This is a genomic window from Agrobacterium salinitolerans (genome assembly GCF_027498475.1).
GTDB classification, from domain to species: Bacteria; Pseudomonadota; Alphaproteobacteria; order Rhizobiales; family Rhizobiaceae; genus Agrobacterium; species Agrobacterium salinitolerans.
On record NZ_JAPZLN010000001.1, the window covers coordinates 640,286 to 666,995 of the forward strand.

A 26,710-nucleotide genomic window follows, 5' to 3' on the forward strand; every position below is an offset into this window, starting at 1 on the left:
GGCGACAATTTCCAAACATGGTACGCCAAGGCGAGGGATGCCCGAAAAGAGGGTCAGTGACGAGATAACTGTGGTGGCCGGTCTGGCTGCCGGCGTCAGCAATTATGCCCGGTCCCGGGGCATCGATATCGTGCCGATATGTGCGGCTTTGGACATTGATCCAGCCACATTCAGCAGCCTGACGGAACGCATCAGCCTCGATAGATTTTCCCGCCTGCTCGAAACCTGCGCACTGATTTCCGGCGACGACGCCTTCGGTCTGCAATGCGCCTCCACCTTTCCGGCGGGTGCATCCGGCGCGTTCGGATATGGGCTGATCAGCGCACCGACGGTACGAGCGTTCCTGCGTTTTCTTCAGGACCATGTTTATTACGCCACCAACAACAGCAATTTCACCATGGTAACGGATGCCACGCAGGTAACCCTGTCATGGTCTTTCGCGCCGGTTATCGCCAAACGCGATCAATATGTGGATTTGTCCCTTGCCATCCTGGTGCAGCGTCTGCGTGATATTCTCGGAGACCGTATCAACCAGATAGAGATCGGTCTGGAGCGGCCGAAACCGAATAATATTCAGCTATTTAAAGAAAGAATGACCAGGCGCGTCAGTTTTTCCCAACCGATCCATACCATGCGTCTTCCGATATCGCTTCTCGATGTGGTCAATCCGGCTGCGGATGAGCGGCTGTTCGAGTTGATGAACCTGCAATGCCGCATGTTGCGACCGGAAACATCGGCGGATGCGACCCATTTCATTGATCAGGTAAAGCGGTACATGCAGATGCGCCTCTCGGATACCGAGCTTTCACTCGGTGAGATCGCTCCTTATTTCAACCTGTCGGAACGCAGTTTTCAACGGCGGCTCGCAGAGCTCGGCACCAATCTCAACGAGATAAAGGACGCCATTCGCAAAAATGCCGGTTTCAAGCTTCTCGTGGAAAGCGATCTTCCCGTCTCCGACATTAGTTACAGGCTCGGTTATTCGACGCCCGGTGCGTTTTCGCGTTCCGTCTCCCGCTGGTTCGGGGCGACCCCGACGGATATTCGCAAGAAACACGCGCATCATTCCGCCGGATAATACATGTTGACGGCATCAATATTTCGCAATGACGCATTAAGTTTAAGAAATATTTCGGCGACCATCGCAATATGTGCCGAAACATAACAGTAAAACGGAAAACTTGGCGCGCGATGTTATTCTATCGGTGAGGCATATCACCTATTAGAGCGCCGCATATCCCCAAGGCGTGACGAAAACATTCCAGGGCCTTGAAGCTGCATTTTCCGCAAGATCGATTTTGTCTCTGGCGATATCGGTGTCGCAGTTCCTCTCAATGCTCAAAAATAGAGCGTCCGCGCCGGGATCGGCTGGCTGGGAAGCCAGCTTTTACTGCGTAATTCCCAATTCCGGATGAAACCTATTGGCGAATTTAGCGTTTCTGTTCGCGTGTAGACAGAGCGGTAAACGAGCTGGTTTCGGGGAATGAATCATTGCCTGATCGTGCGCCGGAAAGGCCAATCTATTTTGAGGCTGAAAGAAAATGTCTTCAAATACACCGCATGAACATCGCCAAACGCGTGAAATTATCCTTTCGGAGCGTGAGCGGCATTATCTGGGTCTGGTCGCGAGGGGCAAGCATCCCTCCCATGTCGCCTTGATGACGGGTGCTGACGAGGCGGACGTAAAGGATACTCTTGAGCGCGTGCGACACAGGCTGGGTGCGGCCAATCTGCTGAACGCCGTCAGCATCGCATTGCTGCGCGGCCTGATCGAGCAAGAGGCATAGTCGCCGTTTATATTCAAGCTTACGCGAAACGTCTCCTTCCGTAAGCTGAAAACCGAATGAGCAGCTTTCTGCGTCAAAATCCTTCCATATCAGTGGCGGGATGGCGGACCAAAGCGGACCGGACATGATGCCCGGCCCTATCGACGCGAATGTAAAGCAGCCATGTACGGTTTGCCCGGCGGGTCATATTCGACCCGCCGGGTTTTTATCATCACATCAGAGCGATTGAATTTCGGCCAGAATATCGCTTTCGATCACGATGCCGCTTTCCAGTGCCTGTTTGCGAATCCCCTGACTGCGGCGGCCGGGCAGACGCACATTTTCCTGCTTTTCTATCTCGCCGGCGATAAGCGCCAGCCGCTCGGTAAAGGTCGCGCCGCCTGACGATACCGGGTCTATGGCGATGATCGTGTGGCCAAGAGAGGGTGGCGCTCCCTTGTCGTCCAGAAGCGAAGAAGCCTGGAATGCGAAGTTCCCGCCGGTAATCGCGGCGGCCATGATCTCCACCATCAATGCCAGCGCAGCGCCCTTGGCCTCGCCCGCGGGCACCATGGTTCCCTCTATTGCCTCTTCGGGATCGGTCGTCGGCCGGCCGTTTCGGTCGAGCGCCCAGTCGCCGGGTATCGTTTCACCCTTCTGGCGGGCGGCCATGATCTTCCCGCGAGCGACCTTGGAGAGCGCGAGATCGATGACCAGCGGATCGGCGCCGCTGACGGGCGTGGCGAAGGCGATTGGATTGGTTCCATAAAGCGGTTTGTTGCCGCCCCAGGGCGCCATGGATGCCGGCGCGTTGGCGAACATGAGTGCAACAAGGCCCATTTCGGCGATCCGCTCGACGGTCAGCGCCATAACGCCTGCATGATGGGAGCGGTGGATTGCGGCAAGCGCAATGCCCTGCTGCCGGGCCATTTCAGGCAATTCCTCGAGAGCGCAATCGATCGCCGGATAGGCATAACCGTGGTTGGCGTCAACCGAGAGTACGCCCGGCTTCACGCGGGTCGCTGCCGGACGCGCCTCGCCATCGACCTTTCCAACCCGCGCCTGCCGGACATAAACGGGGATGCGGCGAAAACCGTGACCACCTTGACCGGCCGCCTCGGAGGCGACGAGTGCCATTGCCACCGAACGGGCGTTTTGCGGCAGAACGCCGTTGCGCTCAAAGATAGAGGATACGAGATCCTCCGCCTCTGCGATTGAGAATTTCATTCCGGAATGCCTCTGCTCGTAAAGTCTCCAAGACCTACACCATCGAAAACATTCGCGAAATGTTATTCGCGCGCAAACCGCGCCGTACGCGCGGAATAGCGGGTGCGCCCCAAGCGGGACGGCCTAGCGGATGCTGATCGGCAGTGTGATCGTTTTGTTTGCGTCCGGAGGTGGAGCAGGCACAGGTGATGCGCTCTGAATCCATGCCGCAATCTGCTGGTCGATAGAGGAATCTCCCGTAGACTGCACAACGCTGACACCGCTGATGGCGCCAGCATCGTTGACCCGGAAGCGAACCGTCGCGGTCATAGCATCACTACGCAGAGACCGGGGCTTGCGCCGTTGAATATGCGAGCGGACCTTCGACCCCCATTTCGCCGGTGAGGCGGACGATGACGAGAAGAAGCCGGCGTTGCTGCGCGATGCCGCCGTCCGGTCGGACTGCTGCGCTTCAGCTTTTGCCGTTTCGCGAAAGTCCGAGGCCTGCTGCCGTTTGGGACGCTGGCGCTCGACCTTCTTTTTCTCTTCCGGCTCTTTCTTTTCCACCTTCTTTTCAACAGGTGACGGCGGAGGACGCATGACGGGCAGAGGAACCTCGATATTGTCGAGTTCCGCCATCATCTGCTCCTGAACGGGATCGACCGGCTCGACGGGTTCGGGAATTTCCTGCGGTTCGACGATCTCCTCGACGGGCGGTTCGGGCAACTGCACCGGCTCTGGCGGCGGCGTTTCCGCAACCGGCTCCGGTGGCGGCGGCTCTTCCGGAGCGGCTTCCTCCACCGGTTCGATGCTGTCGCTCTTTACCTCTTCGGCGTCTTCGACATCCTGCGCCTGCGTCGTTTCTTCGGTGTGGACGGCTTCCGGTATCGCCGCCATTTCGATCATGATTGCGGCAGGCGGTGGCCCACCGGCATCCACCTCCTCGGGCTCCTGCATCAGATAATAGGCAAAACCGGCGTGAACGCCCAGCATGAGCAGCGCCGCGGCGGACCACAGCGTCACTTCCCCGAGACGGGAATGGCGGGCCTGCGGGTAGCCGTTTTCACTCATGGCGCGGTTCCCGGCGCTGCGGGTTGGCCAACGGTAGCGGGCTGCGATGCGGCAGCCGCGTTTTCCAGCCCTACAAGGGCGATCTTCAGATAGCCGGCATCTCTCAGCAGGTTCATGATTTCCATGAAGTGGCCGTAGTCGACGGCCTTGTCGGCCCGCAGAAAGATGCGCGTATCCTTCTTGCCGCCCGTCTGCCGGTCGATGGCGGCGGCCAATTCTTCGCGGGCAACCGCATCATTTCCCAGATTGAGCGACAGATCGTCCTTGACGGTCAGATAAAGCGGCTCTTCCGGGCGCTCCGCCGGTTTGGCAGTGGATGCCGGCAGATCGACATTCACATCGACGGTGGCGAGCGGCGCCGCCACCATGAAGATGATGAGCAAAACCAGCATCACGTCAATAAAGGGCGTGACATTGATCTCGTGGTTTTCGGAGAGATCGTCTCCGTTATTTTCGCGAATACCGCCAGCCATGGCTGATCACCGTCCAACCAGCGATACTGCAGGCTTGCTGGCGCTGCCCGGCGGAATGCGGCGGAAATCGAGGTCGCGGCTGACAAGGCGCTCCACGCCGGCTGCGGCATCCGCCAGCAGGTGGCGGTAACCGGTGATCGAGCGGGCGAAGACATTGTAGATGACGACAGCCGGAATAGCGGCGACAAGGCCGATGGCGGTGGCGAGCAGCGCTTCGGCAATGCCCGGCGCGACGACGGCAAGATTGGTCGTCTGCGATTCCGAAATGCTGATGAAGGAGTTCATGATGCCCCAGACGGTGCCGAACAGACCGACGAAGGGAGCAGTTGAACCGATGGTCGCCAGAACACCCGTCCCGCGCGACATGCGGCGGCCCGCATGGGTTTCGATACGCGAGAGCGCCGAAGAGACACGTTCCTTGATACCGCCGCCATCAGTATGGTCGACCACCGCATCGGAAAGCTGCATTTCATGGGTTGCCATGCGCAGCATCAAGGCTGCCGGACCGCCCTTCTTTTCAACCGCTTCGGTGGCCTCAGTCAGGGTTTTTGCCTTGCGAATGACCTTGAGCGTCGAGCCGGCGCGCACCCGCGCACCCGCAAGCTCGATAGACTTCGCGACCCAGACCGTCCAGGTGACCAGCGATGCGAAGGCAAGACCGATCATGACACCCTTCACGACCCAGTCGGCCGCCATAAACATGCCCCAGGGAGAAAGGTTGTGCGGGATATCCGCTCGATGTTCAGCGCTCGCGGGTTCGGTGCCGAGAGGCTCTATCGGGGTCGCGGCTTCATTCGGCGCGGTCGTCTGGCCCGTCTGTGCGGGTTGCTCGGTTTGCGCCGGCTGCGGCGCTAGGCCTTCGGCTCCCGGTGCGGTATTCGTCGCAGGCTGAGCGGGTGCAGACTGGACTGCTGCGGGCTGAGTTGACTGAGGCTGCGAGGGTGCGGTGACAGCCGGCTGTCCCGGCGCCGTCGCGGAAGGCTGGACTGGCGCGGCGGCCGGAGCGCTCGGCGTTACAGGAGTTGTCGGCTGAACCGCTTCTGTATGCGGTGCGGGCTGTGCCTGGGTTTCCGATGCCGTCTGAGCGAAAACCGCGCCGGCATTCAAGCCGGCCAGCAAGGTGACAGCCATGGCAAGCGAGATATGCCTAGTTGTGTTTGCCTTGTTGAAGGATGCGGAAGAAGTTGAGGTCTCAGCTGACATAATTTTATCCCGGATTTCCGTCGATGAACTCATCCGCAGATTGACCGGTTGTTGAAAACCGGGGCCTTGAACGGATGCCGTCGTGAAAGCTTGACGTTCCGATAATAAACCTGAGTTCCTTTGACAACTATTATATTGTCAAAAGACGACTCGTAAACTCTTCTTTACAAAAAATTGACCGATCGACGGCTTTCAGCTGTTCTGCGAGGGCGAAAACTGTGCGACGAGCGCATGGCGGTCACCAGGATAGGTGACACGGACGCGGGTGACATAATCCGCCCCATGCCACGTCCGTCGATCGATGACCAGACAGGCAGCACCGGAGGCAATACCAAGCGCCGCCGCATTTTTACGGTCGGCCGAAACAGCGCTGATACGGTGTTCGGCAGCGCTCCAGGGCACCATTTTCAGCAGCCACGTCCCCGGCCCGATCTGTGAAAAATCCGCAGCTTCCGCATCCGGAACGGCGGTAACATTGATGATGCGTTCCTCAAGGCAAAAGGGAACGCCGCCAGCGAAATGCGTGCAGGTGAGTTCCAGGATCTGGGCGTCGGCAGCAAGCGCCATGGCCGCACCGTCTTTTTCCCCCGCAGGACGCAGCCGTCGTTTGTCGAGATGGTAACTGTAGACGAGACCCAGCGCCTGCACCTCCCGTTCAATATCGTGGATTTCCAGAACGGCGGATTGCGCATGGGGTTGGCGAACGAAAGTGCCAAGCCGGCGACGTCTTTCGATGAGTCCGCGCTGCACCAATTCACCGAGAGCCTTGTTCACCGTCATGCGTGAACAGGCATATTGCCGGGTCATCTCATGTTCGAAGGGAATGCGATAACCCGGCGGCCATTCGCCCGACATGATGTGGCGCTCGACATCATTGCGGATGCGCTCATGCAACGATTTTTCTTGAAGATCGGCGCCAGCACTTCTCATCCCGATGCCTTTATCCTCCCCTTTCGCCTATCCATGGGCCGCAGCGGCAATCGCCTCACTGCGGATTTCCTCCGTAAGCTTCGCGCGCAGCTGCGAAAATTCCGGACTGGCCTTGATGGTGTAGTGACGCGGATGCGGCAGGTCGACCGGCGTGATCGACTTGATGCGACCCGGCCTTGCGGACATGGTCACCACACGCGACGCCATGAAGACCGCCTCTTCGATATCATGGGTGACGAAAATGACTGTCTTCTGCTCACGCTCCCATATGCCGAGCAGCAACTCCTGCATCAGGCCGCGTGTCTGGTTGTCGAGAGCGCCGAAAGGCTCATCGAGCAGCAGAATTTTCGGGCCGTTCGCGAGCGCACGGGCAATGGCCGTTCTTTGCTGCATGCCGCCAGACAATTGTTTCGGCCAATGATTTTCGAAACCGCGCAGGCCGACCTTGTCGATATAGCTATCGACGATCTCCCATTTTTCCGTCTCGGCCACGCCGCGTTCGCGCAGGCCGAAGGCGACGTTTTCGCGGATCGTCAGCCAGGGAAACAGGGTGTAGGACTGGAACACCATGCCGCGATCCGCCCCCGGGCCCGTCACCGCCTTGCCGGACAGCAGGACTTCGCCGGTTGTCGGACGGTCGAGACCGGCGATGATGCGCAGCAAGGTGGATTTTCCGCATCCCGACGGGCCGAGGATGGTGACGAAATCATTGCGGGGGATTTCCAGATCGGTGGGCTGCAAGGCCAGTGTCGGCTGCCCGCCCTGCACGCCCGGAAAGGTGCGGCTGACGCCCTTGATAACGAGCTCGTTCATCAGGCAAGCCTCCAGGCGAAAAGCTTCCGGTTCAACGATTTGAACGCGAAATCCGAAATAAGACCGATAATGCCGATGACGATGATGCCGAAGATGATCTGCCCGGTCGCCATCAGCGCCTGGCTGTTGATGATCATATAACCGATGCCCGAGGAGGCGCCGATCAGTTCCGCGACAATGACATAGGTCCAGGCCCAGCCGAGAACGAGACGGAGGATTTCCGCGATATCGGGCGCGTTGGCAGGAATGAGAACACGGCGAACAACACCCCGATCCTTCGCACCCAGCGTATAGGCGGCCTCCACCAGATCACGCCGCGTGCCGGCGACAGCCACGGCCACCATCAGGATGATCTGGAAAACCGCGCCAATGAAGATCACCAGCAGCTTCTGCATCTCGCCGATGCCGGCCCAGAGAATGAGGAGCGGCACGAAAGCGGAAGCAGGCAGATAGCGCGCGAAGGAGACGAAAGGTTCCAGTAGCGCCTCAATAGGCTTATAGGCCCCCATGGCGATGCCGACCGGCACCGCGACGACCGAGGCCAGCACAAAACCGCCCACCACGCGCCAGATCGTCATGCCTATATCACTGGCAAACCCCTGGTCGGTGAGGAGGTAGATGCCGTCCTTCAGCATGGTGATGGGGTCAGCCAGAAAGGTCGGCGATACGAAACCGCCCAGCGTGGCAAAGCCCCAGGCGAAAAAAAAAGCACGAAGAACAGGATGCCGAGAGCAATTCTCGTGCTGTTCCTGATGGGTTGAAGAGGTTGCATCTGTCGCCTGTCCGGAAAACCGGCGCGGCACCTTTGCCGCGCCATTAGAACGCCATGCGCGTTTCGTGACGCACAATCGACGCACTCGCCTGTCTTTGGCTGCTATATTCCCTGCAGGGAATGCGGCCGCCTTTTCTGTTACTTGATGAAGGACGTATCCGCGAGTGTCGAAAGATCGGGTTTCGACTTTATCACGCCGATTTCCAGCAGCAGATCCGCCGATTTTTCCGAGAATGTCTTGAATTCACCCTCGAAAAACTTCTGGTTGGCGGCCTTGTCCTGCCATTCCAGGAACTTTGCCGAAGCGGCAAAGGCCTCGCCGGTCTGCTTCACATCCGCCCCCATCGTCGCATAGGACTTTTCGGGATCGGCCTTGATGAGCTCGAGGGCCTGGAAATAGCTGTCCGCCAGGGCTTTCGCCGCCTGCGGATTGGCCTTCAAGAAATCCGGGGTGCAACCGAACGTATCCATGACGGCGGGATAATCCAGCGTCGTGGCAAGGATTTTACCCTTGTCAGGGGCGGCGCGGACAGTGGACAGATAGGGCTCGTAGGTCATGGCCGCGTCATTTTGACCGGCAACGAACGCCTGCGCGGCCGGCCCCGGTTCGAGGTTGACGACCTTGACGTCCTTCAGGGTGAGGCCGTTTTCCTTGAGGATCCAGGCAAGGAAGAAATAAGGCGAAGTGCCCGGCGCGGAAGCGGCAACCGTCTTGCCTTTCAGGTCTTCGACCTTTGCCACATCACTGCGCACGGCGATGCCATCGGCGCCATGCGATTTATCCATCTGGAAAATCTGGGTAGATTTCACGCCATTGGCGTTCCAGGCAATCCATGTTTCCACTGTGGTGGCTGCGCACTGGATGTCACCGGAAGCAAGAGCAAGATGGCGGCTCGCCTGCGGTATTTTCTTGATATCGACCTTGAGGCCATTCTTTTCGAAAATGCCGGCCTGTTTAGCGAGCGTCAGCGGCGCAAAACCGGTCCAGCCGGACATCCCGATCGTTACCGACGTCTCGGCATAGGCGGAAGCGGATGAAAAGAGCGCGGCGACTGTGGCGAGAACCCATGTTTTCTTCATGATCTGAACCCCTTTTGATTTATTTTTGTGCGATGTTGTTTTTCGCTTTATTTGAGGCATGGTAGGCAGGGATTTTGTATTTGTCTAGACAAAATAGAGGTTCCCGAGCGCCTCCAGAACGATTGCAAATGTACCGTCCGGCATTTTAGACATAGGATAACACGGCCCCACCCACAGGCCCGCCGTTTTTCCATATCGAGCTCTCCATGACCAGACAAAGACGCCGCAGTATCATCAGGGCAAGGCGAACCGGAACCGGAATTGCGCTGGTTGCCGCCATTTCCTTCATCGCGGGCATGACGGATGCGGTGGGCCTGCATATTTCAGGTGACTTCGTGTCGTTCATGACCGGTAACACCACGCGCGCCGCAGTCTCGATGGAGGCTGGCCTCTATTCTCATGCCGCGAAGCTGCTTTTCGCAATCGTTGCCTTCGTGGCGGGCAATGCCGGCGGCATCGTGGTGGCGCATAAGTTCGACCGGCGCATCTTCGCCGTTCTGATGGCGGTGGGATTGCTGGTAACAATTGCCGCGCTGCTCGGCGGCGAGACGTCCGCTCTTGCGCAGTTTTACCTCGTCGTTTTCGCCATGGGCATGGTCAACGCCGCCGTTGAGCACATTGAGGGACTGCCGATCGGGCTCACCTATGTGACCGGCGCGCTTTCCCGCTTCGGCCGCGGCATCGGCCGTTTTCTTCTCGGCGAGCGGAGCCTCGACTGGGGCATTCAGATCGTGCCATGGCTTGGCATGATATGCGGCGCGATCTGCGGCGCCGTTCTCGCCGCCACGCTGCAATCGAATGCCCTTTGGGTGGTTGCGGCCACGGTTTTCACCGTCGCCATCGCCACCTTCATCATTCCGCGCTCGCTTCGCCAGCGCTACAATCAAAGGGTCAAAATCCGGCGAATTACGCCCTGAAAATCGTCGTCGTCACTTTCGCGAGATGGTGACGAATTTCGTGCCGCGGACCCGCACCGTCATCAGGCAGGGTTCCTTGTCGGTACGCTCGCAATAACGCGGATGCATCTTCAGCACGAAAACCATGTTGCCGAACCGCTTGATGAAATCATAACCGTAAATCCGGGCCGTCGCGATCATCAGATAGCCGCCCTCTTTCACCTGGACATAGAAATTATAGGGGCATCCCTCGTCGTCGCAGGCGCGGCCTTTTTCGCCGTCGCAATCCAGGACGCCGTGATTGACGACGGCGTCCATCAGGCCGTCATTGTTGATATCCAGCCGCGTGACGAAGTCATCACCGAAGGCCGCCGCCTTGCATTCGTTGCGGAAATGATCTTTCTCGTAAATCTCCGGATCGTTCACCAGCTGCTGCTGCGCCGCGAGCGCCACCGGGAACATCAAGAGAACCAGCGCCTGAAGAGCGGCAACGAGAGCGATTCGCACGGCATTTTCCTTTGCATCCGTTTGAGTTATGGATGTTGCGATCATCCGGGCGGCCAGCCTAGAGTTTAGTGCTTGCGCGACACTGACGTGTTCGCTGCCCGTGTTCCGGGAGGAACCTTTTCATGACACTTCTCGGTTTTCTCGATTATGCCGGCGTCGCCGTGTTTGCCGCAACCGGCGCACTCGCCGCCTCGCGCAAACAGCTGGACCTGATCGGCTTCCTGTTTTTCGCAGCAGCAACCGGCATCGGCGGCGGTACGGTGCGCGATCTGGTACTGGGCAGAACGCCAGTATTCTGGGTGATAAACCCCACCTATATTCTCGTCTGCGTCTCGGTCGCGGTTCTGCTGTTCTTCACCGCGCATCTTTTCGAATCCCGTTATCGCGTACTGATCTGGCTCGATGCCCTCGGCCTGTCCGCCTATTGCGTCATGGGAGCAGCCAAGGGCCTTGCCGCGAGCGGCTCGGCAACCGTCGCCATCGTCACAGGCGTGCTGACGGCGACATTCGGAGGGGTGCTGCGCGATATTATGGCCGGGGAGCCTTCCGTTCTGTTGCGCCCGGAAATCTATATCACCTGCGCGCTTCTGGGTTCCTCCACCTTCATTATCGTCTATTTCTTCGGCGCACCGCTTTATGCCGCATCCGCCGCGGGTTTCCTGACAGCCTTATCCGTGCGCTCCGGTGCGTTGCTGTTCGGCTGGACTTTCCCACCCTATAAGGCCAAGCCCGGCAGACGGCCGGAAGACGTGATGAAGTGACCTGTCGAAAGAGACGCTGAAAACAGAAATGGCGCCCTTCGGCGCCATTTTCATATCCGTCATCAGATAGAAGCGTCAGCCGCGCTTGCGGCGAAGGCGGATCACCACGTCCACATGGGCGATTTCCATGCCCGCGGGCGCTTCCGGCAGATTGTCGATCTGAAGATTGTTGACGGGAATATCGAGAACCTCGTTCTCACCTTCCACGAAGAAGTGATGGTGATCCGAGACGTTAGTATCGAAGTAGGTGCGCGCACCTTCGACGGCCAGAACTCGGATCAGGCCGGCTTCGGTAAACTGGTGCAGCGTGTTGTAGACCGTGGCGAGAGAAACGGGCACGCCAGCGGTGACCGCCTCGTCATGCAGCTCCTCGACCGTCAGATGGCGATCACCCTTTGCGAAGAGAAGATCGCCCAAAGCAACGCGCTGGCGCGTGGGCCGCAGCCCCGAGCGCCGCAGCCTCGTTCCGATATCCAATGTGGCGTCAAATGCCATGCCATCCCATTCCAAACAGGGGTATGAAACCCGTCAATTGCAATAGCATATATCTTTTGCAGGGATTGCTTTCAATAGTTTCAGCGCCGCTGCGTGTCGCAAATGGCTGCAAACCGGCCATTCCTGCAAATTTCCTCTGGTTCCAGCCGGATGGTTCCTGTATGCGGACGGCATATTGAGGTAATGACTTCGGCAAAGAAGGTTCTGAAGACAAAGAATGGGGGCGAAACCGCCTCTGCCCTTGCAGCGCTTCATTTTGAACCTAACTTGCTCTAGTGAAGTCGATCAACACCAGTGATTGGGGAAGTGAAAGCGGTATGGCAACGAGGCAATCAAGTTACAATTACGAGGAGATCCTGTCCTGCGGTCGCGGCGAATTGTTCGGCCCGGGAAATGCACAGCTCCCATTGCCCCCCATGCTCATGGTCCATCGCATCACCGAAATTTCCGAAACCGGTGGCGCGTTCGATAAAGGTTTCATCCGCGCCGAATACGATGTCAGCCCCGACGACTGGTATTTCCCCTGCCATTTCCAGGGCAACCCGATCATGCCGGGCTGCCTCGGCCTTGACGGCATGTGGCAGCTGACCGGCTTCTTCCTCGGCTGGCTTGGCGAAGAAGGCCGCGGCATGGCGCTTTCCACCGGCGAAGTGAAATTCAAGGGCATGGTTCGCCCTCACACCAAGCTCCTGCAATATGGTATTGATTTCAAGCGCGTGATGCGCGGCCGTCTGGTGCTTGGCACCGCCGATGGCTGGCTGAAGGCGGATGGTGAAACCATTTATCAGGCATCGGATCTGCGGGTCGGCCTGTCCAAGGAAAAGTCTGCCTGAGGCAGACGAAATAATCGAGACAAACGCCGGACGGCCTTAAGTCGCCCAGCCGAAATCTAAAGAAAAGGTCCCTTTGATGAGACGAGTTGTTGTCACCGGCCTCGGTATTGTTTCCTCCATCGGCGGTGATGCCGCTGAGGTCACCGCGTCGCTGCGCAATGCCAAATCCGGCATTTCTTTTTCGCCGGATTTTGCCGAACACGGTTTCAAGTGCCAGGTCTGGGGCAAGCCGTCTCTAGACCCCACCGATCTGGTCGATCGTCGCGCCATGCGCTTCCTGTCGCAAGGCGGCGCTTGGAACCACGTCGCCATGAAGCAGGCAATCGCCGATTCCGGTCTCGAGGAGAGCGACATCAGCGGCAATGAGCGCACCGGCATCATCATGGGTTCGGGCGGTCCTTCCACCCGCACCATCGTTGAGGCCGCCGATATCACGCTGAAGAACAACAGCCCGAAGCGCATCGGTCCCTTTGCCGTGCCGAAGGCCATGTCCTCCACCGCTTCGGCCACGCTCGCGACCTGGTTCAAGATCCACGGTGTCAACTACTCCATCTCTTCGGCCTGCTCCACCTCGGCGCACTGCATCGGCAACGCCGCCGAAATGATCCAGTGGGGCAAGCAGGACGTGATGTTCGCCGGCGGCCACGAGGATCTCGACTGGTCGATGTCGAACCTTTTCGACGCCATGGGCGCGATGTCGTCCAAATACAACGAAACACCCGACGTCGCCTCGCGCGCCTATGACGTCAACCGCGACGGCTTCGTCATCGCCGGCGGTGCGGGCGTTCTGGTTCTGGAAGAGCTGGAGCATGCGAAGGCACGCGGTGCAAAAATCTATGCCGAAATTGTCGGTTATGGCGCGACCTCGGACGGTTACGACATGGTTGCCCCGTCAGGCGAAGGTGCGATCCGCTGCATGCGGCAGGCGCTTGCCACCGTGAAGGGCGACATTGACTACATCAATACCCACGGCACCTCGACGCCGGTCGGCGACAGCAAGGAAATCGGCGCGATCCGCGAAGTTTTCGGCGACAAGATCCCCCACATCCAGTCGACCAAGTCTCTCACCGGCCATTCGCTGGGTGCGGCCGGCGTGCAGGAATCGATCTACGGCCTCTTGATGATGCAGGAACGCTTCATCGGCGAGAGCGCGCATATTTCCGAGCTCGATCCGGAATTTGCGGGCGTTCCGATCGTTCGCAGCCGCATCGACAACGCCAAGATCGACACCATCCTCTCCAATTCCTTCGGCTTCGGCGGCACCAACGCCACGCTCGTCTTCCAGCGTCATAACGGATAATTGCCCATGAACGGCATCATGCAGGGTAAACGCGGCCTCATCATGGGCGTCGCAAACAATCATTCGATCGCCTGGGGTATCTCCAAGGCGCTTGCAGCACAGGGCGCGGAGCTGGCTTTCACCTATCAGGGGGAAGCGCTCGGCAAGCGTGTGAAACCGCTCGCCGCCGAACTCGGTTCCGATTTCATCGTGCCATGCGATGTCGAGGATATCGCCTCGGTCGACGCCTTGTTCGCGACCATCCGCGAAAAATGGGGCTCGCTGGATTTCATCGTCCATGCCATCGGCTTTTCCGACAAGAACGAGCTGAAAGGCCTCTACGCGGATACGACGCGCGAGAATTTCAGCCGCACCATGGTCATCTCCTGCTTCTCCTTCACGGAAATCGCCAAGCGCGCTGCTGAGTTGATGACCAATGGTGGCTCCATGCTGACGCTGACCTATAATGGTTCGCAGCGCGTCATTCCGAACTACAATGTCATGGGCGTCGCCAAGGCGGCTCTCGAGGCGTCCGTGCGTTATCTCGCCGCCGATTACGGCCCGCGCGATATCCGCGTCAACGCCATTTCGGCCGGCCCGGTCCGCACGCTGGCAGGTGCCGGCATCTCGGATGCACGCGCTATCTACGCGTGGAACCAGAAAAATGCACCGCTGCGGCGGACGGCTGACATCGACGATATCGGCGGGTCCGCACTTTATCTGCTGTCCAGCCTGTCGCGCGGCGTGACCGGCGAATGTCATTACGTGGATTGCGGTTACAATATCACCTCGACACCCACGCTTGAGGTTCTCTCCAAGGCAGACGCGGAATAAGCCTACCTTTCGCAATCAACAAAGCCCGGCCCTGTGCCGGGCTTTTTATGCGCCGTATCGATTTTGGAAATCACTAAAGTATAGTTTATCGAAGTAACTGATTTTAAACATCGGGTGGTTATGGTCCGCAACAAATTCAACGGTTGCGCTCGCCGCATATTCTTAGAGATCGATATCGCCTCATGCGACTGGCCAGACTGAAGCCATTGCTGGAAAAATTGGGAGTCTCGCGCGACGGGACAGCGGCTATCGAATTCGCGATACTCGCAATACCCTATTTCCTCGTCGTCTTTGCGATCATCGAGACCTTCGTCGCCTTGATGGCGGAACAGGTCGTCGCCAACGCCACCGAGACCATGGCGCGGCGTTTGCGCACAGGGCAAATCAGCAGCTCGATTTCGAAAGAGGATTTCCGCAAGAGTTTCTGCGACGAAGTTTCAGTGATGATTACCTGCTCGGATGAGATCGATAAAGAACAGAAGCTCTATATCGACCTTCGCTCCTTTGCCGCCTTCAAGGATATTCCGACCACGATACCGCTGAAGGCCTATGGCGAATATTACGATCTCGATACCGCTCAATTCGGCTTCACGCCGGGCGGGCCGGAAACCATCAACATGTTGCGTGTCTATTATCGCTGGCGTGTCGTTGCCGATATCATCCGGCCATATCTCACAAAAATACGTCCGGCCGATGGATCGATGCCCTCACATTTCCTCATCGTCGCGACAAATGCGTTCATGAATGAGAAATACATCACAGGCGGGGGCTCATGATTGCAGGGCTGGTGTCCGTTGCGGCAAACGGCAAACGACGCCTGGTGGCGCTCGTTTCACGCTTTGCCAAAGATCGCCGTGGCGTGGGCGCGGTGGAGTTCGCGATCCTCTTTCCGATATTGCTTGCGCTTTATCTAACCTCTTTCGAATTAACGATCGGATACAATACCTACAAGCGGGCAAGCACCGCCGCAGCCTCCATCAATGATCTGATATCGAAAACAGGTTCCGTCGATAAGACCTATCTCACGGGCATGCAGGACGTCGCAGCCGCCGTGTTTGCGCCCTACAGCACCAAGGGTCTGCAGCTGAAGATCAGCGGCATCAAGATCGACGCGCAAAAACAGGCGAAAATCACCTGGTCCTGGGATGAGAAAAATCAGAGACCCTATGCGGTGGGTTCACCGGTCGCCGTTCCGACGCGCCTGCTGGTGGAAAACAGCTTTCTCATCCACGTCGAACTTTCCATACCGCATGAATTGTTGATGTTCATGCCCGACATTGCCTCGTCCGGAGTAAAGTCGATCACGATCGGGCGGGAGTATTTCTTCAAGCAGCGCGACGCCGAGACCGTCTGCACCAATTGCTGAACCAATCGGTGCGTCAAGGCGGTCCCGTCATGGCAGTAGTCAGTAGACGTCGCGCAGATAACGTTTTTCGCGCTTCAGCCGGTTCACATACTCGCTTGCCGCCTCGGCGGAGATGCCGGCCTCTTCGCTGACGATGCCACGCAAGGCATCGTCGACATCCTTCGCCATACGGGTCGCGTCGCCACAGACATAGAAAAAAGCACCCTCTTCAAGCCATTGATAGAGCGCCTTACCGTTCTGCCGCATGCGGGTCTGGACATAGATCTTTTCCGCCTGATCTCGTGAAAAGGCGAGGTCGAGACGGGTCAGAACGCCATCGCGACTCATGTCGCCAAGCTCGTTTTCATAGACGAAATCCGACTGCCGGTGCTGATCACCGAAAAACAGCCAGTTTTTGCCCTTTGCGCCTCTGGCTTGCCGTTCCTGCAAAAATGCCCGGAATGGCGCGATGCCCGTGCCCGGCCCTACCATGATAACAGGCGCATCATTGTCCTGCGGCACACGAAACGCCTTGTTCGGCGAGACGAAAATCCCGGCACTCTGCCCGGCCTCCACGCGGTCGGCGAGATAGGTGGAGCACACGCCCCCACGCTCACGGCCCTCGGCGCGATAACGCACGCTGGCGATGGTCAGATGCACGCTGTTTTTTGCAACCAGCGGGCTGGAGGAGATGGAATAGGCGCGATGTTGCAGCGGCTTCAGGAATGTCACGAATTCAGCAACATCAAATAGCGGCTTTTCGGCGAGATTGATGAGGTCGAGAATATCCTTGCTCCAGAGAAAGGCGGCGAGCTGCTCCCTATCTCCGTTTGCAAGAACATGGCTGAGTTCGTCATGCCCAGCCCGCTTGCCGATCTCGGCGACGAGTTCGCGCGAGGGCGTCGATATCTCGAACCTGTTGAGAAGCGCATCGCCGACCGGACCGTCCAGCCCGGCGATTTGGCTGTCCGCAGCCGCTTCGAAGTGTTGCAGCAGCGCGCCGACCAGTTTCGGATCGTTCAGGGGCACGACGCCAAGAGCGTCACCCGCCTCATAGTCCAGACCGCTTTCGCCGAGGTCGAATTCGTAGTGGCGAATTTCCTTGGACGAGCCGGTACCGGACAGGCGACGATTGACGCTTACTTCAGCCGAATAGGGATTTTTGCGGCTCCAGCCCTGTTTTGCCCGCACGGGCGGCTCGGCGACATCGGGCATGGTGACAGATGCCGCATTGCCGCCATCGACAGCAACCGCGAGCGGCAGCGTCTCGCCGATCCATGCGGCGGCGGCGTCCTCGAAGTCGATATCGCAGTCGATACGCGTCTTCATACGCTTGCCACCGAGTTGTTCGAACCGCGTATCGATCAGCTTGCCCGCCTGGCAGAAGCCGTCATAGCCGGTATCGCCGAGCGCGAGGACGGCAAAATTCATCCCGTCCAGACGCGGCGCGCTGTCAGCGGTGAGCGCTTCCCAGAAAAGCTGAGCATTGTCAGGCATTTCACCTTCGCCATATGTCGAGGTGACGACAATGACGCGCTTCATGGCGCCGAGACCGTCCATCGAGACATCGTCCAACGCCGTCACCACCGGCTGCATGCCCTGCGCGCGGGCGGCGGCGGCGATATCCATCGCCAGCGCCTCAGCATTGCCGGTCTGGGTGCCGAAAAGAATATTCAGCATATTGGCCTTGGCATTCGGAGCGGCCGCAGCAACAGATGTCTCCATGCCGATGGCTGCACGGGAATGGAGCCCCGCCAGAAAACCGGAAAGCCATGCGCGCTGATCACCGTTGAAGGGCGCGTCTTCGGGAATATAAGGTATCTTCATCATGCTGCCCTATGGCTGGATGCGATGGCGAGGTCGGGAATGGCGCGGGCTGCGAAAAGCTCCTCAAAGCCCGGCAGACGGCCGATCTTCTCGATGTTTTTTCGGTTCTGCTGAATGATCCAGCCATAGGTGCCGGGGCTGTCCACCGACAAGGTGTTCCTGCGCGCCAGCGCCTGCTTGTAATCGTCGAGACGTTTGGCGGCGATCATCACCGCGAGCTGTTCATCGTTATGGTCTGAAAGCGCCTCGCGGGCATATTTCAGCAGCCGCTGCATCAGCGCATAGTCTTCCGTAAGAATGAGATTGCGCACGGCTTTTTCAATAGCCGGGTCGGAAGGACCCGGCGCCGTCGGCACCCGCTGGAGGGCGATGGCCTGCGCCATGCTCAACACCGTGTAGTTATTGAGAAGCGCATACATCTCCTCCGTATCCGTCTCGCCATAACCCGGCACCCTTCCGTTCAGGACGGCCTTGCGGTCGCGATAGGCGAGCTTGAACTTGCGCAGTTGATGGGCGGTAAGCGCGGATGCCAATTCCTCCAGCAGTTCCTTGCGGGGCTTCGCCTTCAGAATTTCGTCGCTATCCTGATAAAGCAGCAGGGCGCGTGGCATGCCATAGACGAAATTATGCTGTTCGCTTTCCCAGTTTTCCAGAAGCCATGCCACCTTGGCCGAGCCGGTCTCCGCGACATGCCAGGCCAGAAGCTGGTGCACAGCCTGATGATGGATCGCGGCCTGCTCATCCTCACCGGTGATCGAGCCGAGCAGGATGGAATCATGGCTGATCTTCTTTGGCAGATCGCCATAGGGATCATATTGATAAACGAAACCGCCGCTCATGCCGTTGCCGAAACCCTTGCCGAAGCTGCCAAGGTTCAGCACCGCGCCGTTGGTCATATATTCGCAGGCGAAATCACCCACGCCTTCGACGACAGCGGTGGCGCCGGAGTTACGCACTGCGAAACGGTCTCCCGCCTGCCCTTCCACGAAGGTGCGGCCGCCGGTGGCGCCGAACAACGCGAAATTGCCGACCAGCACATTACCGCCCGCCTCTTCGGATCCGCCGCCGGGTGAGCGCACGACGATGGTGCCGCCGCAGGCGCTTTTGCCGACACCGTCATTGCAGGTGCCGGTATGAACCATGACCATGCCGTCATTGCAGAAGGCGCCGAAGGACTGACCGGCCGAACCCGACGTCTCGATACGCACCGAACCCGCCTCCAGGAACCGGCGGCCACGGCTGTCCCGCTTCACGGCCGGAAGCGCATCCGCCTCTTCGTCGGAAAGCTCGTGGTTCAGCATGCGTTCAATATCGACGGCGAGCTGGCCGCCGACGCTCTTGTTGCAATTATTCAGGAAGCGATTGCCGCCCAGCTCGATTTTTTCCCGCTTGCTGTCCACCAGAGCCGAGCGCACGAGTTCGATGAAGGCATCGTCCAGCCCAAAATCCTTTTCCATATAGACAGGGCTGTCGATCTTCACCTCTTCGACCACGGCAAGCATTGCCCGGAGGTCAAGCTGGCCGACGCTTGCCGGGTGATCGAGGAGGTGAAGAAGATCGGAACGTCCGCGTGCTTCCCGCAGCGAGCGCAGCCCGAGTGCGGCCAGAATCTCACGCGTTTCATGGGCGATATTCATGAGATATTGCGCCAGCGCGCGCGGATCGCCGTTGAAAGCCTCCTGATTGGTGGTGAGACCGGCCGGGCACTTGATGTTGCAGTTCTTCGCCATGACGCATTTCAGCATCATCAGCGCCGTCGTGCCGAACTCGAAACTGTCACCGCCGAGCAGCGCCGATTTTACCACGTCGCTCGCCGTCTGGTGCGCGCCGGAGCAACGCAGCAGCACCTTGGCGCGAAGACCCGTGGCGCAAAGCGCCTGATGAACTTCCGCGATACCGATTTCCGCCGCGCGGCCGGTATATTTGAGGCTGGTGACGGCCGCCGCCCCCGTGCCGCCGGTATTGCCGGCGACATTGATGACATCGGCCCCAGCCTTGGCGACGCCGACCGCGATAGTGCCTATCCCTTCCGACGAGACGAGCTTGACGATGACGCGCACGCGCGCCGCCTTGGCGTCATGGATGAGCTGGGCCAGATCCTCGATGGAATAGGTATCGTGATGCGGCGGCGGCGAGACAAGCTCGACGCCCGGCGTGCCGCCACGCGCGGCGGCGATTTCCACCGTCACCTTGGGAGACGGCAACTGCCCGCCCTCGCCTGGCTTTGCGCCCTGACCGATCTTGATCTCGATCTCTTCCAGCATCGGATCGGCAAGATAACCGGCCCAGACACCGAAGCGGCCGGAGGCGAACTGCTTGATGCGCGAGGCACGGATGGTGCCGTAACGGGAAATATGCTCACCGCCTTCACCCGAATTCGACATACCGCCGACCATGTTGGTGCCATGGGCGACCGCCTCATGGGCGGCTGCGACCAGCGCGCCGTGACTCATGGCGCCCGATGCCAGCGTCCTGGTGATCTCGCTCGCCTTTTGCACTGCCTCGAGCGCAATGCTGTCAGGTGCGGTGCGGATCAGCGACAGATAGGTGAAAGCTTCGCCCTTCGCCTGAACCAGAAGCGCGCCGCCCTCCAGCCAATGGCCGGCAATATCCTCACCGAAACGGTCGAGCAGCGACTGACCGAGTGCGGCAAGCCGGGCAAGCTCATGACCGTGCGGGCCGGTCAATTGCAGCCGGAACGCACCTTCGCCTGCATTTTCGCAGAGCAATCCGCGCACCATGAAGCTGTTGTTGCCACGTCTGGAAAAGCGCCCCATTTCGCGGCGGAAGTCCTCGGCCGAACCGGCAAAGGTCACATCGGCCGGCAATTCAAGAACATCACGAAGGGCTGCCGGACGGCGGGCCCTTTCTTCCGCCATCATGCGGGCAAACGCGCGGTAACCGGGCGTTACCTCGAATGCGTCGATCGCCTCCGGGGTCAGCCGGTCGAAGCTGTTGTGATAATAGGCCGCATCGTTGAGACCGAAGGCATCTTCCAGCCGGTTAAGCGGCAGCAGACGCAAGGCGTCCTCATTTTCGGTTCCCTTGTCGAAACCGATCTTTTCCTCGGTCATATCCACGAAACCGCGTACCGCCGTCGTGCCATAGGAATGGCCAGCACCTTCCGCACGCTCCTTGAAGAGACCGAGCAGCGGAATGTCGTTTTCACCCTTCACCGACAATGCTTTTCGATGCCAGTCGGCCACCGCCTGCGCGATGACGGCGAAGGTGACGCCGCCGACCGGGGTCTTCACATTGGGGAAATAACGCTTCAGGACGGGATCGTTGGTATCGAGGAAATTCGGCTCGAAGAACTCACCGCCGATGTAGCTTTCCGCCGTGCACAGGCCGACTTTGCCCATGGTCTTCATCAGCGACTTTTCAGCCGCCTTGGCGAAGCGCTTGAACGCCTTGTCAGCCTCGGCGCCGAATTTTTCTTCCGCACGGAACTGCACGCCGAGCGGATAGACCGCCGAAGCACCGAAACCGAGGCCGGCTGCGATATGATGGGAGGACGAAAACTGCCCGCTTTCGACGATCAGGGAAACGCGCAGCCGCAGGCCTTCCTCAATCAGCCGCTGGTTGATGGCGGAGACGACCATAATCATCGGCAAAGCTGCGCGGCCCGCCGAAACATGCCGGTCGGTGATGATGGCGATGCCGCCTTCCTCCGCCGCGAAAGCCACAACTTCAGCGCAGAGCCCGTCGATTGCCTGCCGTAGCGCGGCTTCGTTGGCCTCCGCAACATCCAAGACCGGCGAATAGAGCATTTCGAAACGGCGAAGAGGGGTCTCCGACTGCTCGCGGATGCGCAACATATCGAGATGGGTCAGGATCGGGGAGTGCACGACGATCTGGCGGGCCTTCTTCGCACCGCTGTTCGGCTTCGCACCGAGGGCGACACGCAACGTCATGCCATCGGCCTCACGAATACTGTCGAGCGGCGGATTGGTGACCTGCGCGAAACGCTGTGAAAAATACTTCGCGACGCCGCCTTCCTGATCGGACAGCGCGTTGATGGCATTGCCATATCCCATCGCCGAAATTTTTTCCGCGCCGGAGGCCAGCATCGGGTCCATCAGGAACTTGAAGCTTTCTTGATTATGCGAATAGGCGACATAACGCTGGTGCCGTTCCAGATCGCCATTGTAACGTAGTGGCGAGCCCTGCTTTTCGGCGGGCACTTCCGGCAGATCGTCCAGCAAGACACGGGCTTCGCGCAGCAGAGATGAATAATCGCGGCGTGAGGCGAGAAGCTCCAACGCCTCGACGGTGGAAAAGGCACGCCGCTCGGCGTGGTCGTAATAAAGCATGCCGCCCGCCTCGATACGACCGCGGCGGATGACGCTTTCCGCCGGAAAGGCGATCTGCCCCGCCTCCGACATGACGCAGAGATAATCTTCCGTCTCGACGGTGCGTAAAGGGCGCAGGCCGAGGCGATCGAGACGGGCGCCGATGATGTTGCCGTCGCCGAAGATCAGCGCGGCCGGACCGTCATTCTTCTCCTCATAGAGCGAGAAATATTCCAGCATCGCCTTGACTCCCGGCGAGAGAGTATCGTCGTTTTCCCACGCCGGCGGCATCATCGAGACCACGGCAGTGACGAGGTCTAGACCATCCTCCATCACCCGCGCCTGCAATGTCTGGTCCAGACGGCAGCTGTCCGACTGGCCCTTCGGCCTGACGATGCTGGCATTCTTCGCCAGCGCCACGGCCGCTTCAGACAGCCGGTTCTTCTTGTCGGTGTTGAGCTCACCATTATGCGCCATCAGGCGAAAGGGCTGCGCCATGGAGGGATGCGGATCGGTATTGGTGGAAAACCGCGTGTGGAAATACATCGTATGCACTTCATGGCGCGGATCGGTGAGGTCGCAGAAATAAGGCATGACCTCGTGCGAGTTCAGACGCCCTTTGAGCACCTGCGTGCGCGCGCTGAGCGACAGTGGGTAAAAACCGGCGAGATCAGGCACGGTATAGGCCAGCGCTTCGATGGCGAGCAGCGCCTTGTGGATACGCCAGTCGAATTCGGCAGGGGTGCCGCATTCGGCCGGAGCCGAAAAGACCCATTGCCGGATCGGCAACTGGTAACGGATGGCGGCAGGGCGGATGGCCGCGTCATTCACCGGCACGTCGCGGACGATGAGATTCGAAAACCCCTGCTGCTGCAGGGCGCTGCCGATAATGCCAACCGCCTGTTCATGGAAAGACGGGTTCTGCGGCAGGAAAAAATTGCCGACGCCAAACCGGCCGGCCTGCAAGGTATCGTTGCCCGTCAGCTTCTGGAAAAAGGAGAGCGACAGATCCATCGACACGCCCGCACCGTCACCGACTCCTTCCGCCGACATGCCGCCGCGATGCGGCACGGCACAGAGAGCCTCGTGGCCGCGCTTCAGCACCTCATGTGTCTGCACGCCGTCCTTGCGGGTGATGAAACCGACGCCACAGCTGCTTTTTTCAAAAGCCGCATCGTAAAGGCCGAATTTTTGCTCCGTCACGCTCAAGGCACTCTCCTCTCGTTGCGCGTTTCGCGCGGCATCGCCGTCTTTCCCGAAACCCGGCGCGTCAGCCGGCACTCTGCGGGCGGAGCCGCAGGCGACCTGGCTGCTCCTCTTCTTCTGCTTATCGGCGCTTAATGGCGCGAACGGTCGTTTTGCGGCCGACAAACGGCGTGGCGGCGTTGGCCGCTTTCTCGCAAATAATGATCGTCGTCGTTCGCATCGCGTTCCCTGATGGCCGGCTTTCCGGCGGTGAGGCACACTGAATTACGTCAGTATTGCTTACATAATATTTCATGATCGACTGAGTCAAGATTAAAATCGACCTGGCGCAATAAAAAAACAAAAACGCCGCGAAATCCGACAGGATTCCGCGGCGCGATGGGTGCAGGGATTTTTAAATTGCCCAGATCACTCCGATGGCATGTCCAGCGTGCGGCTGAACCAGAGGGCGATCAGCGTGCAGAGCGCACCCGACATCAGGTAAATGCCGACGGCGAAAAGACCGAATTTGGACGAAAATCCGAGCGCGACGAGCGGTGCGAAACCGGCGCCGATCAGCCAGGAAATATCCGAGGTGAGCGATGCGCCGGTATAGCGGTACTCACGGCTGAAGCGGGAAGCAAGCGCGCCGCCCGCCTGACCGAAGGACAGGCCAAGCAGAGAAAAGCCGATCAGGACGAAGAGATAGCGGCCAATATCGCCCGAACTCAGGAGAACGGGTGCCACGAGGCTGAAGAGCCCGATCAGCACGGCCGCAACAGCCAGAAGCTTCCGCCGGCCGATCCGGTCGGCCAGAATGCCCGAAACCACGATCATGCCGCCGGCGATGATGGCGCTGACGAATTGCACGAACAGGAAGTCCGACACACGCTGGCTGGTGTTGAGCGAAACCCAGCTCAGCGGAAAGACCGTGACGAGATGGAAGAGCGCAAAGCTCGCCAGCGGCACGAAGGCACCCGTGACCACCACCGGAAACTGTGAACGTAGCATCTTGAACATGGGGCGCGGTTCCAGTTCGTGCTGCTCCAGCATGGCCTGGAATTCCGGCGTCACGATCATGCGAAGGCGGGCAAAGAGCGCGAGAACATTCAGCGCTAGCGCCACGAAGAACGGGAAACGCCAGCCCCAGGCGAGGAATTCCGCATTGGAAAGCTGCGTCACGAAGACGATGAAGAAGGCGCTGGCGAGACCGAACCCCATGGCCGCACCGATCTGCGGCATCATGGCGTACCATCCGCGCTGCTTCTGCGGTGCATTCATGGCGAGCAACGAGACGAGACCGTCCCATGCGCCGCCCAGACCAAGACCCTGGCCGATTCGGAATACAGCCAGCATGACCGGCGCGAGCATGCCCGCTTCCGCATAGGACGGAAGAAAGCTGATCGCCATCGTGGAACCACAGAGAGTGAAGAGGGCAGCCATCAACTTAACGGCGCGCCCGAACTTTCGGTCTATCTGGAGGAAGATCAGCGAACCGATCGGCCTTGCGATAAAGGCCAATGAGAAAACCGCGAAGGAATAGAGCGTGGCCGTTAGCGGATCGACGAAGGAAAAGAAGACGTGGGGGAAAACGAGCGCGGAGGCGATGGCGTAGATGAAAAAGTCAAAAAACTCCGTCATTCTCGCGAGAATGACTGCAATCGTGATGCGATCCGGATCGACCTTGACGGGACCGGCCCCGTGTCCGTTCGCTTCCGGCGCCTGCCCAAAGGATGGAGCAGCATTCGTATAACTCATAATATCCCTCCTGCGTCATGGACGAACCATTTCCTGTAACGCGCCGGCTCCTCATCCGTTACGTTACGATGCGACGGATTGTCACACGCACCCTACGTAACGTCAATTGAAGTTTGGCAATAAAGGGTTGCCCAGTCAGCCGACCATGCGATAATGCACGGGCTCCGTCCTAAACGCAGCACTGCCCGAGACATGGTGCATCGCGAAGGTTTCGCTGCACCGCGACAATATACCTCATTCTAAAAATGATGTTCGGCAATTATTCGCGGCATAATCCAAACTGTACGAGTTCAAAGAACGTGCGCACGATCAAAAAAATCCTATCCGCCCTTCTGGCAATCCCGGCTCTGCTGCTGCTCAGCGGCTGCAACCTCGTCGTCATGAACCCTTCGGGCGACATCGCGATCCAGCAGCGCGATCTTATCATCACGTCCACGGTTCTGATGCTGCTGATCATCGTCCCGGTCATTGCCCTGACGCTGTTCTTCGCATGGAAGTATCGCGAATCAGGGAAGGCTGAGGATTACGATCCCGAGTGGCACCACTCCACCCGCCTGGAAATGGTGATCTGGTCGGCTCCGGTCGCCATCATCCTGATGCTCGGCACCGTGACCTGGATTTCCACGCACCGTCTCGACCCCTATCGCCCGCTGGAGCGTATCGACGAGAACCGCCAGGTGACCGCCGAAACCAAGCCTATCACGGTAGAAGTGGTGGCCATGGACTGGAAGTGGCTGTTCTTCTATCCCGAACTCGGCATTGGCAGCGTCAATGAATTCGCCGCTCCGGTCGATGTTCCCATCAATTTCAAGATCACCGGCACGACGGCGATGAACTCCTTCTTCGTTCCCGCGCTCGCCGGCCAGATCTACGCCATGGGCGGCATGCAGACGAAGCTGCACGCGGTCATCAACAAGGAAGGCGTTTATGACGGCTTCTCGGCCAATTTCTCGGGCCCAGGTTTCTCGCACATGCGCTTCAAATTCCATGGCCTGAGCCAGCAGGGCTTCGATCAGTGGGTGGCGAAGGCGAAAGAAAGCGGCAAGGGCTTCGGCCGTCAGGAATATCTGGAATTCGCCAAGCCTTCCGAACGCGAACCAGTACAATATTTCGCTTCGGTCGATCCCGAACTCTACAGCGCCATCCTCAACCGCTGCGTCGAGCCGAACAAGCTCTGCATGCGTGACATGATGCATATCGACGCCAATGGCGGCGGCGGCAAGGAAGGCATCGACATCGCCAAGGCGCTGAATTCCGTCGTCTGCACGCCGCTTGCGCCCTTTGGCGTCGCCAGCGGCCCCCAATCCACTCCGGCTGCGCTCGAAGGCCAGACTTTCGAACCTGCGGCGCTGCCGGAAACGAAACAAGTCGCTGGCTGACGGAT

22 protein-coding genes and 1 pseudogene are annotated in these 26,710 nt (G+C 59.0%); 10 read left to right on the top strand and 13 right to left on the bottom strand.

Going from position 1 to position 26,710, the window contains the following annotated elements; genetic code table 11:
- Nucleotides 1-37: 37 nt before the first annotated feature.
- Both O9X91_RS03085 and O9X91_RS03090 read left to right on the top strand, forming a co-directional pair.
- On the top strand, nt 38-1,078 hold the full coding sequence (locus tag O9X91_RS03085; RefSeq protein WP_269826182.1) for an AraC family transcriptional regulator: 1,041 nt from the start codon (nt 38-40) through the stop codon (nt 1,076-1,078).
- Nucleotides 1,079-1,541: 463 nt separating this feature from the next.
- Nucleotides 1,542-1,787, top strand: a complete 246-nt coding sequence (locus O9X91_RS03090; RefSeq protein WP_077984540.1) for a helix-turn-helix domain-containing protein — start codon at nt 1,542-1,544, stop codon at nt 1,785-1,787.
- 216 nt (nt 1,788-2,003) lie between these two features.
- Here the strand turns inward: O9X91_RS03090 and O9X91_RS03095 are convergent, their stop codons facing one another.
- The 8 genes and pseudogenes from O9X91_RS03095 to O9X91_RS03130 form a co-directional block, all read right to left on the bottom strand.
- Nucleotides 2,004-2,993, bottom strand: a complete 990-nt coding sequence (locus tag O9X91_RS03095; RefSeq protein ID WP_269833596.1) for an Ldh family oxidoreductase — start codon at nt 2,991-2,993, stop codon at nt 2,004-2,006.
- A gap of 123 nt (nt 2,994-3,116) precedes the next feature.
- A complete protein-coding gene (locus O9X91_RS03100; RefSeq protein ID WP_191217297.1) occupies nt 3,117-4,043 on the bottom strand; it encodes a TonB family protein in 927 nt (308 codons plus the stop codon).
- On the bottom strand, nt 4,040-4,516 hold the full coding sequence (gene exbD / locus O9X91_RS03105; RefSeq protein ID WP_077984543.1) for a TonB system transport protein ExbD: 477 nt from the start codon (nt 4,514-4,516) through the stop codon (nt 4,040-4,042). Before exbD ends, O9X91_RS03100 begins: the two co-directional genes overlap by 4 nt.
- Nucleotides 4,517-4,522: 6 nt before the next feature.
- Entirely contained in the window at nt 4,523-5,719 is a 1,197-nt protein-coding gene (exbB, locus tag O9X91_RS03110; protein WP_162520585.1) for a tonB-system energizer ExbB, read from the bottom strand.
- A 192-nt stretch (nt 5,720-5,911) separates the two neighbouring features.
- On the bottom strand, nt 5,912-6,649 hold the full coding sequence (gene hutC / locus O9X91_RS03115; protein WP_077984544.1) for a histidine utilization repressor: 738 nt from the start codon (nt 6,647-6,649) through the stop codon (nt 5,912-5,914).
- Between the two features lie 27 nt (nt 6,650-6,676).
- Nucleotides 6,677-7,462, bottom strand: coding sequence for an ABC transporter ATP-binding protein (locus O9X91_RS03120; RefSeq protein WP_142913779.1), 786 nt, complete (start codon nt 7,460-7,462; stop codon nt 6,677-6,679).
- A pseudogene (locus O9X91_RS03125) lies at nt 7,462-8,234 on the bottom strand (ABC transporter permease). Before O9X91_RS03125 ends, O9X91_RS03120 begins: the two are co-directional and overlap by 1 nt.
- 138 nt (nt 8,235-8,372) lie before the next feature.
- The gene (locus O9X91_RS03130) at nt 8,373-9,314 is read right to left on the bottom strand and encodes an ABC transporter substrate-binding protein (RefSeq protein WP_162520586.1); all 942 of its coding nucleotides are present in this window, start codon (nt 9,312-9,314) and stop codon (nt 8,373-8,375) included.
- A 206-nt stretch (nt 9,315-9,520) separates the two neighbouring features.
- Here O9X91_RS03130 and O9X91_RS03135 point away from each other — a divergent pair, with 206 nt between their 5' ends.
- On the top strand, nt 9,521-10,231 hold the full coding sequence (locus O9X91_RS03135; protein WP_137409569.1) for a YoaK family protein: 711 nt from the start codon (nt 9,521-9,523) through the stop codon (nt 10,229-10,231).
- Between the two features lie 12 nt (nt 10,232-10,243).
- On the opposite strand, the gene O9X91_RS03140 is transcribed toward O9X91_RS03135, so the two are convergent.
- Nucleotides 10,244-10,762 carry a hypothetical protein gene (locus tag O9X91_RS03140; RefSeq protein ID WP_142913781.1) on the bottom strand — a complete coding sequence of 173 codons (519 nt, stop codon included), beginning with the start codon at nt 10,760-10,762 and terminating at the stop codon, nt 10,244-10,246.
- Nucleotides 10,763-10,839: 77 nt separating this feature from the next.
- On the opposite strand from O9X91_RS03140, the gene O9X91_RS03145 reads away from it, so the two are divergent.
- Complete coding sequence (locus O9X91_RS03145; RefSeq protein WP_077984550.1) at nt 10,840-11,478, top strand: trimeric intracellular cation channel family protein; 639 nt, start codon at nt 10,840-10,842, stop codon at nt 11,476-11,478.
- A gap of 75 nt (nt 11,479-11,553) precedes the next feature.
- On the opposite strand, the gene irrA is transcribed toward O9X91_RS03145, so the two are convergent.
- Nucleotides 11,554-11,973 (bottom strand): iron response transcriptional regulator IrrA, encoded by a 420-nt coding sequence (gene irrA, locus O9X91_RS03150; RefSeq protein WP_142913782.1) that lies wholly within the window; start codon nt 11,971-11,973, stop codon nt 11,554-11,556.
- Between the two features lie 317 nt (nt 11,974-12,290).
- On the opposite strand from irrA, the gene fabA reads away from it, so the two are divergent.
- From fabA to O9X91_RS03175, 5 genes are all read left to right on the top strand, one after another.
- The gene (gene fabA / locus O9X91_RS03155; RefSeq protein ID WP_077984552.1) at nt 12,291-12,806 is read left to right on the top strand and encodes a 3-hydroxyacyl-[acyl-carrier-protein] dehydratase FabA; all 516 of its coding nucleotides are present in this window, start codon (nt 12,291-12,293) and stop codon (nt 12,804-12,806) included.
- A 76-nt stretch (nt 12,807-12,882) separates the two neighbouring features.
- Nucleotides 12,883-14,106 carry a beta-ketoacyl-ACP synthase I gene (fabB, locus tag O9X91_RS03160; protein ID WP_137409567.1) on the top strand — a complete coding sequence of 408 codons (1,224 nt, stop codon included), beginning with the start codon at nt 12,883-12,885 and terminating at the stop codon, nt 14,104-14,106.
- Nucleotides 14,107-14,112: 6 nt separating this feature from the next.
- A complete protein-coding gene (fabI, locus tag O9X91_RS03165) occupies nt 14,113-14,919 on the top strand; it encodes an enoyl-ACP reductase FabI (protein ID WP_077984554.1) in 807 nt (268 codons plus the stop codon).
- A 182-nt stretch (nt 14,920-15,101) separates the two neighbouring features.
- On the top strand, nt 15,102-15,695 hold the full coding sequence (locus O9X91_RS03170; protein ID WP_077984555.1) for a TadE/TadG family type IV pilus assembly protein: 594 nt from the start codon (nt 15,102-15,104) through the stop codon (nt 15,693-15,695).
- The gene (locus O9X91_RS03175; protein WP_269833597.1) at nt 15,692-16,285 is read left to right on the top strand and encodes a TadE/TadG family type IV pilus assembly protein; all 594 of its coding nucleotides are present in this window, start codon (nt 15,692-15,694) and stop codon (nt 16,283-16,285) included. Before O9X91_RS03170 ends, O9X91_RS03175 begins: the two co-directional genes overlap by 4 nt.
- A gap of 39 nt (nt 16,286-16,324) precedes the next feature.
- Here the strand turns inward: O9X91_RS03175 and O9X91_RS03180 are convergent, their stop codons facing one another.
- The 3 genes from O9X91_RS03180 to O9X91_RS03190 form a co-directional block, all read right to left on the bottom strand.
- Nucleotides 16,325-18,094, bottom strand: coding sequence for a sulfite reductase subunit alpha (locus tag O9X91_RS03180; RefSeq protein ID WP_269833598.1), 1,770 nt, complete (start codon nt 18,092-18,094; stop codon nt 16,325-16,327).
- Nucleotides 18,091-23,592 carry a glutamate synthase-related protein gene (locus tag O9X91_RS03185; protein WP_269833599.1) on the bottom strand — a complete coding sequence of 1,834 codons (5,502 nt, stop codon included), beginning with the start codon at nt 23,590-23,592 and terminating at the stop codon, nt 18,091-18,093. Before O9X91_RS03185 ends, O9X91_RS03180 begins: the two co-directional genes overlap by 4 nt.
- 405 nt (nt 23,593-23,997) lie before the next feature.
- Nucleotides 23,998-25,326 (bottom strand): MFS transporter, encoded by a 1,329-nt coding sequence (locus O9X91_RS03190; RefSeq protein ID WP_077984559.1) that lies wholly within the window; start codon nt 25,324-25,326, stop codon nt 23,998-24,000.
- Nucleotides 25,327-25,574: 248 nt separating this feature from the next.
- On the opposite strand from O9X91_RS03190, the gene cyoA reads away from it, so the two are divergent.
- On the top strand, nt 25,575-26,705 hold the full coding sequence (cyoA, locus tag O9X91_RS03195; protein ID WP_269824906.1) for a ubiquinol oxidase subunit II: 1,131 nt from the start codon (nt 25,575-25,577) through the stop codon (nt 26,703-26,705).
- The last annotated feature ends 5 nt before the right edge of the window (nt 26,706-26,710 follow it).